The 14,391-nt window shown below is 62.8% G+C and carries 15 protein-coding genes; 3 read left to right on the top strand and 12 right to left on the bottom strand.

Annotated features, from left to right (window positions below):
• Positions 1–34 precede the first annotated feature (34 nt).
• The 7 genes from QCE73_RS06560 to QCE73_RS06530 form a co-directional block, all read right to left on the bottom strand.
• Complete coding sequence (locus QCE73_RS06560) at positions 35–661, bottom strand: DUF47 domain-containing protein (RefSeq protein ID WP_035498756.1); 627 nt, start codon at positions 659–661, stop codon at positions 35–37.
• Between the two features lie 140 nt (positions 662–801).
• Entirely contained in the window at positions 802–2,190 is a 1,389-nt protein-coding gene (locus QCE73_RS06555) for a replicative DNA helicase (RefSeq protein ID WP_035498758.1), read from the bottom strand.
• A 116-nt stretch (positions 2,191–2,306) separates the two neighbouring features.
• A complete protein-coding gene (gene rplI / locus QCE73_RS06550; protein ID WP_187604823.1) occupies positions 2,307–2,762 on the bottom strand; it encodes a 50S ribosomal protein L9 in 456 nt (151 codons plus the stop codon).
• A gap of 28 nt (positions 2,763–2,790) precedes the next feature.
• Positions 2,791–3,066: a 30S ribosomal protein S18 gene (rpsR, locus tag QCE73_RS06545; RefSeq protein WP_014191233.1), complete on the bottom strand. Its 276-nt coding sequence runs from the start codon at positions 3,064–3,066 to the stop codon at positions 2,791–2,793.
• 2 nt (positions 3,067–3,068) lie between these two features.
• Complete coding sequence (gene priB, locus QCE73_RS06540; protein WP_035498764.1) at positions 3,069–3,368, bottom strand: primosomal replication protein N; 300 nt, start codon at positions 3,366–3,368, stop codon at positions 3,069–3,071.
• A gap of 45 nt (positions 3,369–3,413) precedes the next feature.
• Positions 3,414–3,785: a 30S ribosomal protein S6 gene (gene rpsF / locus QCE73_RS06535; RefSeq protein WP_014191231.1), complete on the bottom strand. Its 372-nt coding sequence runs from the start codon at positions 3,783–3,785 to the stop codon at positions 3,414–3,416.
• Positions 3,786–3,906: 121 nt separating this feature from the next.
• Positions 3,907–4,860: a LysR family transcriptional regulator gene (locus tag QCE73_RS06530; RefSeq protein WP_187604824.1), complete on the bottom strand. Its 954-nt coding sequence runs from the start codon at positions 4,858–4,860 to the stop codon at positions 3,907–3,909.
• A 172-nt stretch (positions 4,861–5,032) separates the two neighbouring features.
• Here QCE73_RS06530 and gcl point away from each other — a divergent pair, with 172 nt between their 5' ends.
• From gcl to QCE73_RS06515, 3 genes are all read left to right on the top strand, one after another.
• A complete protein-coding gene (gcl, locus tag QCE73_RS06525; RefSeq protein ID WP_309880307.1) occupies positions 5,033–6,808 on the top strand; it encodes a glyoxylate carboligase in 1,776 nt (591 codons plus the stop codon).
• 72 nt (positions 6,809–6,880) lie between these two features.
• Complete coding sequence (gene hyi, locus QCE73_RS06520; RefSeq protein ID WP_035498943.1) at positions 6,881–7,681, top strand: hydroxypyruvate isomerase; 801 nt, start codon at positions 6,881–6,883, stop codon at positions 7,679–7,681.
• A gap of 27 nt (positions 7,682–7,708) precedes the next feature.
• On the top strand, positions 7,709–8,614 hold the full coding sequence (locus QCE73_RS06515) for a 2-hydroxy-3-oxopropionate reductase (protein ID WP_309880306.1): 906 nt from the start codon (positions 7,709–7,711) through the stop codon (positions 8,612–8,614).
• Between the two features lie 810 nt (positions 8,615–9,424).
• Here the strand turns inward: QCE73_RS06515 and QCE73_RS06510 are convergent.
• From QCE73_RS06510 to cysT, 5 genes are read right to left on the bottom strand one after another with little or no spacing between them, the layout of a single operon-like run.
• The gene (locus tag QCE73_RS06510) at positions 9,425–10,417 is read right to left on the bottom strand and encodes an asparaginase (RefSeq protein ID WP_309880304.1); all 993 of its coding nucleotides are present in this window, start codon (positions 10,415–10,417) and stop codon (positions 9,425–9,427) included.
• A gap of 31 nt (positions 10,418–10,448) precedes the next feature.
• A complete protein-coding gene (locus QCE73_RS06505) occupies positions 10,449–11,375 on the bottom strand; it encodes a CysB family HTH-type transcriptional regulator (protein WP_035498772.1) in 927 nt (308 codons plus the stop codon).
• Between the two features lie 35 nt (positions 11,376–11,410).
• Positions 11,411–12,481: a sulfate ABC transporter ATP-binding protein gene (locus QCE73_RS06500; RefSeq protein ID WP_309880302.1), complete on the bottom strand. Its 1,071-nt coding sequence runs from the start codon at positions 12,479–12,481 to the stop codon at positions 11,411–11,413.
• A 16-nt stretch (positions 12,482–12,497) separates the two neighbouring features.
• The gene (gene cysW / locus QCE73_RS06495) at positions 12,498–13,406 is read right to left on the bottom strand and encodes a sulfate ABC transporter permease subunit CysW (protein ID WP_035498775.1); all 909 of its coding nucleotides are present in this window, start codon (positions 13,404–13,406) and stop codon (positions 12,498–12,500) included.
• On the bottom strand, positions 13,403–14,308 hold the full coding sequence (gene cysT / locus QCE73_RS06490; protein ID WP_309880301.1) for a sulfate ABC transporter permease subunit CysT: 906 nt from the start codon (positions 14,306–14,308) through the stop codon (positions 13,403–13,405). The genes cysW and cysT overlap by 4 nt, the downstream gene beginning before the upstream one ends.
• Positions 14,309–14,391: the final 83 nt, after the last annotated feature.

Here is a 14,391-nt window from a genome sequence, read left to right as displayed (position 1 = left end):
GGCCTGCCGCGCGCCGGGGGCTTGGACGGCGTGGTCAGGCGTTTTCCAGCACGATGCCTTCGATGATGTTCGCGACGTCTTCGCACTTGTCGGTGATCGTCTCGAGCAGTTCGTAAATCGCCTTCAGCTTGATGAGCGTCTTCACGTCGTCTTCCTCGCGGAAGAGCTTCGACATCGCCGAGCGCAGCACGCGGTCGGCATCCGACTCCAGCCGGTCGATTTCCTCGCAGATCTTCAGGATTTCGCTCGCGCGCTTCATGTCGGCGAGCAATTCGACGGCCTGCTGCACGCGCGTGACCGTGCCGGTGCAGATATGCGCGAGCTGGCTCGCCTCCGACGTCACCGCGCGCACGTCGTACAGCGAAATGGCCGTGGCGACGTCCTCCATCAGATCGAGGATGTCGTCCATCGTCGTGATGAGCTTGTGGATTTCGTCGCGGTCGAGCGGCGTGATGAACGTCTTGTGCAGCAGATCGATGGTCTCGTGCGTGAGCTTGTCCGCGCGCTTTTCGTTCGCCTGGACGTTCTGCTTGTGGACCTCGGCATCGTCAAGGTTATCGATCAGCAGTTCGAGCTCGCGGCTTGCATCGACCATGCACTTCGCGTGCGCGTTGAAAATCTCGAAGAATTTGCCCTCGGTGGGCATGAAACGACCGAACATGAAATTCCCGCTAAATGGGTCAATTTGAGACGTACATCAAACCGTCATATTGTACCTGCGCACATTGGCTGACGCACCGCGCGTTCGTGACACGCGGTGGCCGATGTCGTCAGGGATTGACAGCGAATGCGATCGGCGGCCTATTCGCCGCCGTAGAAGTTCTGCGCGCCGGCGAAGTTGTCGAACTTCGTGTACTGACCGTGGAAGGTCAGGCGCACAGGGCCGATAGGACCGTTACGCTGCTTGCCGATGATGATTTCCGCGGTGCCCTTGTCCGGGCTGTCGGGGTTGTAGACTTCGTCGCGATAGATGAAGAGGATCACGTCCGCGTCCTGTTCGATAGCGCCGGATTCGCGCAGGTCCGACATGATCGGGCGTTTGTTCGGACGCTGTTCGAGACCTCGATTCAACTGCGACAGCGCGATCACAGGCACGTCGAGTTCTTTCGCTAGACTCTTGAGCGAACGCGAGATTTCGGAGATTTCGGTCGCGCGATTTTCGCCGCCGCCCGAGCCCGACATCAGCTGCAGATAATCGACGATGATCAGGCCGAGCTTGCCGCATTGCCGCGACAGACGCCGCGCGCGCGAGCGCAGCTCCATCGGGTTGAGGCCGCCGGTTTCGTCGATGAAAAGCTGCGCCTCGCTCATTTTCTGCACGGCGTGCGTGAGCTTCGGCCAATCCTCGTCCGTGAGACGGCCCGTACGCATACGATGCTGATCCAGCCGTCCGACCGAGCCCAGCATACGCATGGTCAGCTGCGTGCCCGGCATTTCCATCGAGAACACCGCGACGGGCAAGCCGTATTCCACCGCCACGTATTCGCCGACGTTCATCGAAAAAGCCGTCTTACCCATCGACGGACGGCCCGCCACGATGATCAGTTCGCCGCCGTGCATACCCGAAGTCATGCGGTCGAGATCGACGAAGCCTGTCGGCGTGCCGGTCACATCGCTCGGATTCGCAGTGTGATACAGCGTGTCGATGCGCTCGACGACCTGCGTGAGCAGCGGCCCGATTTCCAGAAAGCCCTGCGTGCCGCGCGCCCCGTCTTCGGCGATCGAGAACACGCGCGCCTCGGCTTCGTCGAGAATCTGGCGAACTTCCTTGCCTTGCGGATTGAAGGCGTCGGCGGAAATTTCATCGGCGACCGACACGAGGCGGCGCAGCACGGCGCGATCGCGCACGATCTCCGCGTAGCGGCGGATATTCGCGGCACTCGGCGTGTTTTGCGCCAGCGCGTTCAGATACGCGAGCCCGCCCACTTCTTCGGCCTTGCCGGCCATCGTGAGCGCTTCGTACACGGTGATGACGTCAGCCGGGCGCGTCGCCGCGATCAGCTTGCCGACGTGCTCGTAAATGATCCGATGGTCGTAGCGATAGAAATCGCTCTGGTGCATGACATCGGCGATGCGGTCCCATGCGGCGTTGTCCAGCAGCAGGCCGCCAATCACGGATTGCTCGGCTTCGATCGAATGCGGCGGGACCTTCAGCGCGTCGAGTTGCGGGTCTTTGGACGGAGCGTTCATGGGGTGGAATTATCGATTAATGTCGCGCGCTAGGCTACGTTCAGACGAAAAAAAGCGGAGCCATGAAAGGCTCCGCTTTTTCGTACCGCACGCGAGACCGAAGTCTCGCGTCAAACTTACGCGTGCTCGCCGAGCACCGACACGGTGACGTCGACCAGCACGTCCGTATGCAGCGCCACTTGAACCGAATGGTCACCGACCATCTTCAGCGGGCCTTGCGGCAGACGCACTTGCGCCTTTTCCACTTCGGCGAAGCCTTGCGACTTCAGCGCTTCAGCGATGTCCGCGTTCGTGACCGAACCGAACAGACGGCCGTCCACGCCAGCCTTCTGCGAAACCTGAACCGTGAAGCCGTTCAGCTTTTCGCCTTGCTTTTGCGCGTCCGCCAGCTTTTCAGCGGCGACCTTTTCGAGCTCGGCGCGGCGAACTTCGAATTCGGCGATTGCGTCCTTCGTTGCGCGGCGTGCCTTCTTGCCGGGGATCAGGAAGTTACGTGCGTAGCCGTCCTTGACCTTGACGATATCGCCGAGGTTGCCCAGGTTGACGACCTTTTCCAAAAGAATGATTTGCATTTTTGGCTTTCCTTAGTGCGTCGTCTGATTAGGCCTTGTGCAGGTCGGTGTACGGCAGGAGCGCGAGGAAACGCGCGCGCTTGATTGCCGTGTCGAGCTGGCGCTGATAGTGCGCCTTCGTGCCAGTCAGACGAGCCGGCGTGATCTTGCCGTTTTCGCCGATGAAGTCCTTCAGCGTTTCCGTGTCCTTGTAGTCGATCTGCTCGACACCGGCTGCCGTGAAACGGCAGAACTTCTTGCGCTTGAAGAGCGGGTTTTGTTGCTGACGACGCTTGTCGAATTTCTTACCAGTCGGGCGGGGCATGATTAGTCCTTTCCAATGTCCTGCAATTCTGTGATGTGAAACACCAGGGTTCGCGCGTTACGGCTCTTTTTGGCCAGAAATCCGGTGAAGCGTGCTTCGACGCCCATCGGACAGCTTTCCAGCCTGCCGCTCGCTTCTCCGGCCGCCACCGCCTGCAGTGTCAGTTCGATCTGACGGGCGATGCCCGCTTCGACGACTTCCGCGCGGTGTTGCAACGTGCAGCTTGCGATCGGGATGCCGGCGGGCGTGTAGCGCACCGGTTCGCGTTCCACGACGCTTGCTGTCAGTTGCAGCCGGTTCACGAGATAGTTTCTGTTCCCTGGTGGCTTGACAGTATTGAACTGTCCTTAAGCCTGCGCTTCGGACGGCTGGCTAGCCGCCTTCTTGGCTTCTTCGCGCTGCACTTCCTTCATCATCGGCGACGGGCCGGTTTCGGCCTTCTTCATCTTGACGATGAGGTGACGCAGAACGGCGTCGTTGAACTTGAACGCGTGTTCCAGTTCTTCGAGCGTGGCCTGGTCGCATTCGATGTTCATGCAGACGTAGTGAGCCTTCGCGAGTTTCTCGATCATGTAGGCCAGTTGGCGACGGCCCCAGTCCTCGATGCGGTGGATCTGACCACCGTGCGACGTGATCGTGCCCTTGTAGCGCTCGATCATCGCGGGCACTTGCTCGCTCTGATCGGGATGCACGATGAAGACGATTTCGTAATGACGCATATTCACTCCTTGTGGATATAAGCCGCCCGGGCGTCGGACCGGTGCGGCAAGTGAGAAGCCAAAGATTATAGCTTTTTACATGCACCTGCGCAAATACGATTTTGAACGCATTTTCAAGTAGTTACGACGCCTGCGCGGGCGCCGTCTGCGGCTCGCCCGGAAGCGTCAGCCGACGGCTCCAGTAACCGGGTTGCGCATAGATTTCCTTAAGATAATCAATGAAATAGCGCACGCGCGCCGGTACGTAGCGCTGTTGCGGATAAACCGCGAGGATGTCGTAATCGGGCAATTCGAATTCGTCGAGGACGGTTTCGAGCTCGCCCGATTCCAGTTGCCGCTGGATTTCCCAGGTCGAGCGCCAGCCGAGCCCCAGCCCCTCCGACGCCCAGCGATGCAGCAACTCGCCATCGTTGCAATCGAGCGTTCCGGTGACGCGAACCGTCACGACCTTGCCGTTACGCCGGAAATACCAGCCGCGATTCTGCCCGCCTTGCAGGTTGAACGCGAGGCAGTTGTGATTCGGCAGGTCTTCGAGCGCTTTCGGCCGGCCGTGCTTCCTGAAATAGGCGGGCGTGCCGCACACCACGCGCCGGTTGCCCGCGAGCTTCACGGCGACGAAATTCGGATCGACTGCTCCGCCGATGCGAATCGACAGGTCATAGCCCTCGCGCACCAGATCGACGACGCGATCGGTCAGATTGAACGACATCTGCAGTTCGGGTTTGTCGGCGACGAATGCGGGCGCGTGCGGCGCGACATGCATACGCCCGAACGCCGCCGGCGCCGACACGATCAGATGCCCGCCGACCGCGCGCCGTCCCGCCGCGAGTTCGTTTTCCGCCTGATCCCATTCCAGCAGCAGATTCTTGCAGCGGTCGAGAAACGCCGCGCCTTCTTCGCTCACGACGAGCCGCCTCGTCGAGCGGTACATCAGCTTCACGCCGAGGCGCTTCTCGAGCGCGTCGATACGCCTGCCGAGAATCACCGGCGACACGCCCTCCTCCAGCGCCGCCGCGGCCAGGCTGCCGGCTTCGGCTACGCGCACGAAAGTTTCTATCTGCTTGAAGCGGTCCATCTCTCGTCTCCAGCCGCCCGACCGCGCGGAACGGGCATTCGATACTTTTTGTTTGGGAAAAAGCGACTGCGGCTGATCTTATCAAACCTTTTTCACAGACTTAAAGTGCAACGGAACCCTGCTTGAATGCAGACAGCCATTTCGGATAGAGACCCCCAGGAAGGAGACAACCATGCCCAAGATGAGAGCCGTCGACGCAGCCGTCCTCGTGCTGGAAAAAGAAGGAATCGATACCGCGTTCGGCGTGCCGGGCGCAGCGATCAACCCGTTCTACTCGGCGATGAAGAAGTCGGGCGGCATCAGCCACGTGCTCGCGCGCCACGTCGAGGGCGCATCGCACATGGCCGAAGGTTATACCCGCGCCGCGCCCGGCAACATCGGCGTTTGCATCGGCACGTCGGGTCCGGCGGGCACGGACATGATCACCGGCCTCTATTCGGCCCAGGCGGATTCGATTCCGATTCTCGCGATCACCGGCCAGGCGCCGCGCGCTCGTCTCTACAAGGAAGACTTCCAGGCCGTCGATATCGAATCGATCGCCAAGCCGGTCACGAAGTGGGCCGTCACCGTGCGCGAGCCGGCGCTCGTGCCGCGCGTGTTCCAGCAGGCATTCCATCTGATGCGCTCGGGCCGTCCGGGTCCGGTGCTGGTCGACTTGCCGATCGACGTGCAGCTCGCCGAGATCGAATTCGACATCGACACGTACGAGCCGCTGCCGGTCTACAAGCCGAAAGCGACGCGCGCGCAGATCGAAAAGGCGCTGACGATGTTGAACGACGCCGAAAAGCCGTTGATCGTCTCGGGCGGCGGCGTGTTGAACGCGGCGGCGGAAGATCTGCTCGTGCAGTTCGCGGAAACGCTCGGCGTGCCCGTCATTCCGACGCTCATGTCCTGGGGCGCGATCCCCGACGATCATCCGCTGATGGCAGGCATGGTCGGCCTTCAGACGTCGCATCGCTACGGCAATGCAACGATGCTCGCCTCCGACTTCGTGCTCGGCATCGGCAACCGCTGGGCGAATCGCCATACCGGCAGCGTCGAGGTGTACACGAAGGGCCGTAAGTTCGTGCACGTCGATATCGAGCCGACGCAGATCGGCCGCGTGTTCGGCCCGGACCTCGGCATCGTGTCGGATGCGAAGGCCGCGCTCGAACTGTTCGTGGAAGTGGCGAAGGAATGGAAGGCCGCCGGCAAGCTGAAGGATCGTGGCGCGTGGGTCGCGGACTGCCAGCAGCGCAAGCGCACGATGCTGCGCAAGACGCACTTCGACAACGTGCCGATGAAGCCGCAGCGCGTCTACGAAGAGATGAACCTCGCGTTCGACCGCGACACCTGTTTCGTCACGACGATCGGTCTGTCGCAGATCGCTGGCGCGCAGTTCCTGCACGTGTTCAAGGCGCGCAACTGGATCAACTGCGGCCAGGCCGGCCCGCTCGGCTGGACGATTCCCGCCGCGCTCGGCGTGCGTGCGGCTGACCCGCAACGCAAGATCGTCGCGCTCTCGGGCGACTACGACTTCCAGTTCATGATCGAAGAGCTCGCCGTGGGCGCGCAATTCAAGCTGCCGTACGTGCACGTGGTCGTGAACAACTCGTATCTCGGCCTGATCCGTCAGGCGCAGCGCGGCTTCGACATGGACTACTGCGTGCAGCTCGCGTTCGACAACATCAACGCGCCTGAACTCGAAGGCTATGGCGTGGACCACGTGGCGGTCGCCGAAGGCCTCGGCTGCAAGGCGCTGCGCGTGCACAAGCCGGAAGAGATTGCACCGGCGCTGAAGCGGGCGCAGGCGCTGGCCGCCGAACATCAGGTGCCGGTCGTGGTCGAGATGATCCTCGAGCGCGTGACCAACATCGCGATGGGCACCGAGATCGACGCAATCAACGAGTTCGAAGAGCTCGCCGAAAGCAAGGCCGATGCGCCGACCGCCGTCACGCCGCTCGACTGAAGCTTCGCCGCCGCGCGTTCGATCGAGCGAATGCGCGGCGAACATTCACTGACCGACCATCAGGAAAGAACAATGCCGAAATTTGCCGCGAATTTGACCATGCTGTTCAACGAAGTCCCGTTCCTCGACCGCTTTGCCGCGGCCGCGAACGCGGGTTTCAAAGCGGTCGAGTTCCTGTTCCCTTACGCGTTCTCGATCAGCGATATCCAGAAGCGCCTGAAGGACAACGACCTGCGGATCGTGCTGCACAACCTGCCCGCGGGCAACTGGGAAGCGGGCGAGCGCGGCATCGCCTGCCTGCCGGATCGCGTCGCTGAGTTCCGCGAAGGCGTGCCGCGCGCGATCGAATACGCGAAGGCGCTGAACGTGCCGCAACTGAACTGCCTCGTCGGCATTCCGACGGCGGGCGTATCGGCGGAACAGGCGCGCACGACGATCATCGAGAATCTGCGTTTTGCCGCGGAAGCGCTGAAGAAGGAAGGCATCAGGCTGCTGGTGGAGCCGTGCAATTCGTACGACATTCCCGGTTTCGCGCTGAACCGTTCGAAAGAAGGACTGGATGTGATCCGCGCGGTCGGCTCGGACAATCTGTTCCTTCAGTACGACATCTATCACATGCAGCGCATGGAAGGCGAACTCGCCGCGACGATCCGGAAGAACCTGCCGCAGATCGCGCATATCCAGCTCGCCGACAACCCTGGCCGCAACGAGCCGGGCACGGGCGAAATCAACTACGCGTATCTGTTCGGTCTGCTCGACGAGATCGGCTATCAAGGCTGGATCGGCTGCGAGTACAAGCCGCTCGACGGCACCGAAGCGGGCCTCGGCTGGCTTCAATCGATCGGCGGCGTGAAGCAAGGCGCAACCGCTTAAACCAGACACACAGGAGGAGCTCGAAGTATGGCAACGATCGGTTTCATCGGCCTCGGCATCATGGGCGCGCACATGGCGCGCAATCTCATCAAGGGCGGCCACAAGCTCGTCGTGAACGGCAAGTTTCCGGTGCCGGACGATATCCGCGCGCAAACGCAAGTCGTCGCGGATTCCTCGGCGGTCGCGCAGGAAAGCGAGATCGTCATCACGATGGTGCCTGACACGCCCGATGTCGCCAATGTGCTGTTCGCCGATGACGGCGTCGCGAAGGGTCTGACGAAGGGCAAGCTCGTGATCGACATGAGCTCGATCGCCCCGCTGGAGACGCAGGAGTTTGCGAAGAAGATCAACGCGCTCGGCTGCGACTATCTCGACGCGCCGGTGTCCGGCGGCGAAGTCGGCGCACGCGAAGCGACGCTCACGATCATGGTCGGCGGCCCGGAGAAGTCGTTCGAGATCGCGAAGCCTTTGTTCGAACTGATGGGCAAGAACATCTCGCTCATCGGCGACAACGGCGCGGGTCAGACCTGCAAGGTCGCGAACCAGATCATCGTCGCGCTGAACATCGAGGCGGTCGCGGAAGCGCTGCTGTTCGCGGCGCGTTCGGGCGCGGATCCGGAGCGTGTGCGTCGTGCATTGATGGGCGGCTTCGCATCGTCGCGCATCCTCGAAGTGCATGGCGAGCGCATGACGAAGCGCACGTTCAATCCGGGCTTCCGGATCGAGCTGCATCAAAAGGATTTGAACCTCGCGCTCGACGGCGCGCGCAAGATGGGCCTCGCCCTGCCCCATACCGCCAGCGCGCAGCAATTGTTCAGCGTGTGCGCCGCGAACGGCGGCAAGGCGTGGGATCACTCGGCGCTCGTGCGTGCGCTCGAAATCATGTCGAACTTCCAGGTGGCTGAAGAGCCGGCGCAAGCCAAGGCCGCGTAAGCGGCGCCTGAACCGTGGGGCGTCCCGCGTATGGGCACGCGGGACAAACGTCGCTCTGGGCTGAGGGCGACAAAGTGGGGTCCGAGAAGCGGCACCCGGTGATGCGCCGGGTAAGCCTTGGTCGGTCAGACGGTTTATCGTCGGGTGTCCGCGTCGGATTGTTTTTTGGTTTTCTATGGATTGCCTGTGATCGTGTCGGTCTATTAGCACTGCCCCTATGCGGGGCGGCAGTCACTTTCTTTGCTGCTGCAAAGAAAGTAACCAAAGAAACAGCTATCCCCAGCCTAAGCACTTCACACCGGCCGCGGCACAGGCGATTGGCCTAATGGCCCGCCTGTAGCGAGTGCCCCCACAAGCAGACAAGGGCTTGGCTCGCGCACGGTCTGACCCATCGCACCACACACCAAACTGGTTCAGCACCAAATAGCTCCGGCCCGCTACGCGGCCGATGGGTCAATCGGGTGTGCGTGTGCTTCTTCTTCGATGGTTTCCCTCGCATACCCAACGGCAGCGCGTAGCGCTGTGCCGATGCCATTTCGTGCTGAACCAGCGCGCTGAATCGTCTCGGGCGTCAGACCGTGCGCGAGCCAAGCCCGATTGTTCCTTCGAGGGCGACACTTAGGCGAGTGCCACGGGCGGCTGGCAAGCATGGCCAACGTGCGTGTGACCGCGGGCGAAGAGAAGCTGCTTTCTTTGGTTACTTTCTTTGCAGCAGCAAAGAAAGTGACCCCCGCCCCGGGGAGGGGCAGTGCAAATAGACCACCACGAAAACAGGCCATCCATAGAAGCCGAACCAAAACAAAAAACCCCCTAATAAACATCAAAAACGCGCTGCAAGTCATCAACTCCCGAAGCAAGAGCAAGCAGCAACAAAACCCGCGCCTTATAGGGGTTAAGCGTCCCCGCACTGACGCTCCCGATGGCGTCATCATTCGCGGCGCCGTTGCGCATCACATGCCCCGCCCCCACGCGCGACGCCCGCACGACCGCGACGCCGTGCGAAACGGCATCGGCAAGCCCCTGCGTAAGCGTCGCATGCATCGAGCCATTACCGGTCCCGGCAACAACGATCCCCCGCACCCCCGCCGCGACGAGCGCATCGACCATCACCCGCGATGCATCCGCGTAACTCGCGACGATCTCGACCATCGGCCACTGACCGGTCACGGAAAACTCGCTCGCGACGGTATGCGGTCGCACGACCATACGCTGAAACTCGACGCGCCCGTCCTGCACAAAACCGAGCACGCCGGTCTCAGGCGAGCGAAACGCATCGACGGCGTAAGTGCTCGTCTTGGTGACATCGCGTGCGCTATGAATCTGGTTATTGACCGCGACGAGCACGCCCTTGCCCGCCGCGTCCTTCGACGCCGCGACCGTCACCGCGTTCAGCAGATTGAGCGGGCCATCGGCGGACAGCGCAGTCGATGGGCGCATCGCCGCCGTCAGCACAACGGGCTTCGTGCTCTTCACCGTGAGATGCAGCAGATACGCCGTTTCTTCGAGCGTATCGGTGCCATGCGTGACGACCACGCCATCGATATCGTCCTGCGCGAGCAGTTCGTCGATGCGCGATGAGAGCGTCGTCCACAGCGCGGCGCTCATGTCCTTGCTGTCGATGCTCGCGATCTGCTCGGCGTGAATGCGCGCCACTGAACCGAGCGCCGGCACGGCATCGAGCAACTTGTCGACGCCGACGACGCCCGCCTTGTAGCCCGCCGTCTTCGATGCGTCGCCGGCGGACCCGGCGATGGTGCCGCCCGTAGCCAGCACGGCGATGCGAGGGAGAGAGGAAGTATTCATGCCGGCGATTGTAAATCAGCCGGCATGAGGATTACGCCGTTTCGCGAAGCTGGGCCGCGATCTGCGCTTCTTCGAGTTGCGGCGCGAACATCTCGATCAATCGATACGCATACGCCCGCAAAAACGCGCCCTTTCTCAGGCCGACGCGCGTCGTGCTGGCCTCGAACAGATGCTGCGTATCGAGCGCGACGAGCTCGGTGTCCCGCTTCGCGTCGTACGCCATCGCCGCGACGATGCCGATGCCCATGCCGAGCTCGACATACGTCTTGATGACGTCGGCATCGATCGCGGTCAGCACGATATCGGGAATCGCGCCCGCGCTCGCGAACGCCTGGTCGACGTGCGAACGTCCGGTGAAGTCCTGGTCGTAAGTGACGATCGGATACTCGGCGATCTGCTCGAGCGTGATGTTCTCGCGGCCGACGAGCGGATGACCCTTCGGCACGACGACCGTGTGGTGCCACGAATAGCACGGAAACGTGACGATATCCGGATAACGGTCGAGCGCCTCGGTCGAGATGCCGATATCCGCCTCGCCATTGATGATCATCTGCGCGATCTGCTGCGGGCTGCCCTGGCGCAGCGCGAGATGCACCTTCGGGAACACCTCGGTGAACTGGCGGATGACCTTCGGCAACGCGTAACGCGCCTGCGTGTGAGTCGTCGCGACGACGAGATGGCCGTTGTCCTGATCCGCGAACTGGCGCGCCACGCGTCGCAGGTTCTCGGCGTCGAGCAGCATCCGCTCGATCAGCTGATGCACCTCCTTGCCCGGCTCGGTGAGACCCGTGAGACGCTTGCCGCGGCGAATGAAGATATCGACGCCGAGCTCGTCCTCCAGATCCTTGATCTGTTTCGACACGCCCGACTGCGACGTATAGAGCACGTTGGCGACCTCCGTCAGATTCATGTTCTGACGCACGGCCTCGCGCACGAAGCGCAATTGCTGGAAATTCATGTGAAACCTCTCCGCGATCCTTTTATGTTGTTATCTCACTGCGCCGGCGACGGCGCCGGAAAGACGCGCAGCGCGCGCGGCACGGCCGTCACGCCGTCGCCGACATCGAGCCTGAGCGCGCGCCATGCCTCGCGATCCAGTTCCGCCTCGATCACGCCGCCCGCGCTGCCCTCGAGCTCGACACGCACCGAACCGCCGAGCGTCACGACGCGCCGCACGCCGACCACGATGCCATCGCGATGCGTGCCATCGGCGGGATAGAGCGCGAGATCGTGCGGACGCACATACGCGAGCGCCCGGCCCCTGAAATGCGCCTCTGCGGCGATCGGGCTCGCGGCGCCATCGACGACAAAGCCGCCGGCATCGACATTGCCCTGCAGCCGGTTCGCCGCGCCGAGAAACTCGTACACGAACGACGTCTGCGGATGATCGTACACGTCTTGCGGACTGCCCACCTGCTCCACGCGGCCATGATTCATCACGACGATACGGTCCGCCACTTCGAGCGCCTCTTCCTGGTCATGCGTGACGAAGAGCGTCGAGATATGCAGATCGTCGTGCAGGCGGCGCAGCCAGCTACGCAGTTCCTTGCGCACCTTGGCGTCGAGCGCGCCGAACGGCTCGTCGAGCAGCAGCACTTTCGGCTCGACGGCGAGCGCGCGAGCGAGCGCGATGCGCTGCCGCTGTCCGCCCGACAGTTCGGACGGGAAACGCTCCGCGAGCCAGTCGAGCTGCACGAGTTTCAGCAGTTCATGCACCTTCTCGCGGATCACGGCTTCGCTCGGACGCTCGCGGCGCGGCTTCACACGCAGGCCGAACGCGACGTTCTCGAACACCGTCATGTGCCTGAAGAGCGCGTAATGCTGGAACACGAAGCCGACCTGCCGCTCGCGCGCGCCGACTGCCGCGACGTCCTCGCCATGCAGCACGACTTGTCCCGCATCGGCGAATTCGAGGCCCGCGATGACGCGCAAAAGCGTGGTCTTGCCGCAGCCCGAAGGCCCGAGCAGCGCGACCAGTTCGCCCGCCGGAAAATCGAGCGTGACGTTGTCGAGCGCGGTGAAATCGCCGAAGCGTTTTTGCAGATTGCGAACGTTGATGCTCATGATGTTGTCGGCCTCTTCAATTCTGTGCGGGTGTCCGGGTTTCGCCGATGGCTTGCGACATGCGCCGCTCCGCGAGGAGCTTGAGCGCGAGCGTCACGAGCGCGAGCAGCGCAAGCAGCGACGCCACCGCGAACGCGGCCGAGAAGTTGTATTCGTTGTAGAGAATTTCGACGTGCAGCGGCATCGTGTCGGTCTGGCCGCGAATATGCCCCGACACCACCGATACCGCGCCGAACTCGCCCATCGCGCGCGCGTTGCAGAGAATCACGCCGTAGAGCAGGCCCCACTTCACGTTGGGCAGCGTCACGCGCCTGAAGATCTGCCAGCCCGATGCGCCGAGCACGTGCGCCGCTTCCTCTTCGTCGTTTCCCTGCGCCTGCATCAGCGGAATCAGCTCGCGCGCGACGAACGGAAACGTCACGAAGATCGTCGCGAGCACGATGCCCGGCACGGCGAAGATGATCTGCACGTCGTGCGCGGCGAGCCACGGACCGAACCAGCCTTGCGCGCCGAAAATCAGCACGTAGATGAGACCGGAGATCACCGGCGAAACCGAAAACGGCAGATCGATGAGCGTGGTCAGGAGCGCCTTGCCGCGAAAGTCGAACTTCGCGATCGCCCACGAAGCGGCCAGCCCGAACACGACGTTCAGCGGCACGGCGATCGCCGCGGTGATCAGCGTGAGCTTGATCGCGGACCACGCATCGGGATCCTTCAGCGACTCGAAGTAATAGTCGATGCCCTTCGCGAACGCCTGCACGAACACCGCGACGAGCGGCACGACGAGAAAGAGCGCGAGAAACACGAGCGCGATGCCCGTCAGCAGCCAGCGCACGGCGCGCGGTTCGGTGACGGGATTGAGGCTGCTCGCGCGCACGCGTGCGGCGGCGTGCACCGGAAGCGCTTTGCTATCGGGCGTGCTCATGCCTGACCTCCGCCCGGATGTCCGACATGCAGCGAAGGCCCGGCGGCGACGGCAGGCGCCGCACCCGTCTTGCTCGTGCGCCGCTGGAGAAACCATTGCAGCGTGTTGATGAGGAGCAGCATCAGGAACGACACGCACAGCATCACGACGGCAAGCGCGGTCGCGCCGGCGTAGTCGTACTGTTCCAGCTTCGTGATGATGAGCAGCGATGTGATCTCGGATTTCATCGGCACATTGCCCGCGATGAAAATCACCGAGCCGTACTCGCCGAGCGCGCGCGCAAACGCGAGCGCGAAACCGGTCAGGAGCGCGGGAAACACCGAAGGCAGCACGACGCGGCGGAACGTGAGCCAGCGCGTCGCGCCGAGGCACGCGGCGGCCTCTTCCTGCTCGCGCTCGAACTCTTCGAGCACCGGCTGCACCGTGCGCACGACGAACGGCAAGCCGATGAACGTCAGCGCGACGAGCACGCCGAGCGGCGTGAACGCCACCTTGATGCCGAACGGCGCGAGATATTGCCCGATCCAGCCGTTGCCGGCATAGACCGCGGCGAGCGAGATGCCCGCGACGGAGGTCGGCAGCGCGAACGGCAAATCGACGATCGCATCGACGATGCGCTTGAACGGAAACGTGTAGCGCACGAGCACCCACGCGACGAGAAAGCCGAACACCGCGTTGATGAGCGCGCCGCCGAGCGCCGCGCTGAACGTGAGCCGATAAGACGCGAGCACGCGCGGCGACGTAACCGCGCGCAGGAACTGCGCCCAGTCGAGCGTCGCGGTCTTCGCGAAGGTGGCGGCAAGCGGAATCAGCACCACGAGGCTTAAGTACGCCACCGTGATGCCGAGCGTCAGGCCGAACCCGGGAAGCGCGCTCGGCTTCTTGAATGTGAGGGTCGTCATCCTTGATTGATCCTTGTCTTGCGCCGGGGTTGGGCGCGTCGCTGCTTCGGGGCGCGCGGCGTCATTGACGCGCCGCGTCGCCC

The organism is Caballeronia sp. LZ029 (assembly GCF_031451275.1).
In the GTDB taxonomy this organism is placed as follows: Bacteria; Pseudomonadota; Gammaproteobacteria; order Burkholderiales; family Burkholderiaceae; genus Caballeronia; species Caballeronia jiangsuensis.
The sequence above is the reverse complement of the archived record's forward strand: the minus strand, read 5'-3'. Positions and strand labels throughout refer to the sequence as shown.

What these genes read in the sequence shown, in the direction of transcription:
- hyi (WP_035498943.1), top strand. Translation starts at nt 6,881, where the DNA reads ATGCCGAAATTTGCCGCGAATTTGACCATGCTGTTCAACGAAGTCCCG.
- cysW (WP_035498775.1), bottom strand. Translation starts at nt 13,406, where the DNA reads ATGAGCACGCCCGATAGCAAAGCGCTTCCGGTGCACGCCGCCGCACGC.
- QCE73_RS06515 (WP_309880306.1), top strand. Translation starts at nt 7,709, where the DNA reads ATGGCAACGATCGGTTTCATCGGCCTCGGCATCATGGGCGCGCACATG.
- rpsF (WP_014191231.1), bottom strand. Translation starts at nt 3,785, where the DNA reads ATGCGTCATTACGAAATCGTCTTCATCGTGCATCCCGATCAGAGCGAG.
- QCE73_RS06560 (WP_035498756.1), bottom strand. Translation starts at nt 661, where the DNA reads ATGTTCGGTCGTTTCATGCCCACCGAGGGCAAATTCTTCGAGATTTTC.
- QCE73_RS06510 (WP_309880304.1), bottom strand. Translation starts at nt 10,417, where the DNA reads ATGAATACTTCCTCTCTCCCTCGCATCGCCGTGCTGGCTACGGGCGGC.
- QCE73_RS06530 (WP_187604824.1), bottom strand. Translation starts at nt 4,860, where the DNA reads ATGGACCGCTTCAAGCAGATAGAAACTTTCGTGCGCGTAGCCGAAGCC.
- QCE73_RS06500 (WP_309880302.1), bottom strand. Translation starts at nt 12,481, where the DNA reads ATGAGCATCAACGTTCGCAATCTGCAAAAACGCTTCGGCGATTTCACC.
- rpsR (WP_014191233.1), bottom strand. Translation starts at nt 3,066, where the DNA reads ATGCCCCGCCCGACTGGTAAGAAATTCGACAAGCGTCGTCAGCAACAA.
- gcl (WP_309880307.1), top strand. Translation starts at nt 5,033, where the DNA reads ATGCCCAAGATGAGAGCCGTCGACGCAGCCGTCCTCGTGCTGGAAAAA.
- rplI (WP_187604823.1), bottom strand. Translation starts at nt 2,762, where the DNA reads ATGCAAATCATTCTTTTGGAAAAGGTCGTCAACCTGGGCAACCTCGGC.
- cysT (WP_309880301.1), bottom strand. Translation starts at nt 14,308, where the DNA reads ATGACGACCCTCACATTCAAGAAGCCGAGCGCGCTTCCCGGGTTCGGC.
- QCE73_RS06505 (WP_035498772.1), bottom strand. Translation starts at nt 11,375, where the DNA reads ATGAATTTCCAGCAATTGCGCTTCGTGCGCGAGGCCGTGCGTCAGAAC.
- QCE73_RS06555 (WP_035498758.1), bottom strand. Translation starts at nt 2,190, where the DNA reads ATGAACGCTCCGTCCAAAGACCCGCAACTCGACGCGCTGAAGGTCCCG.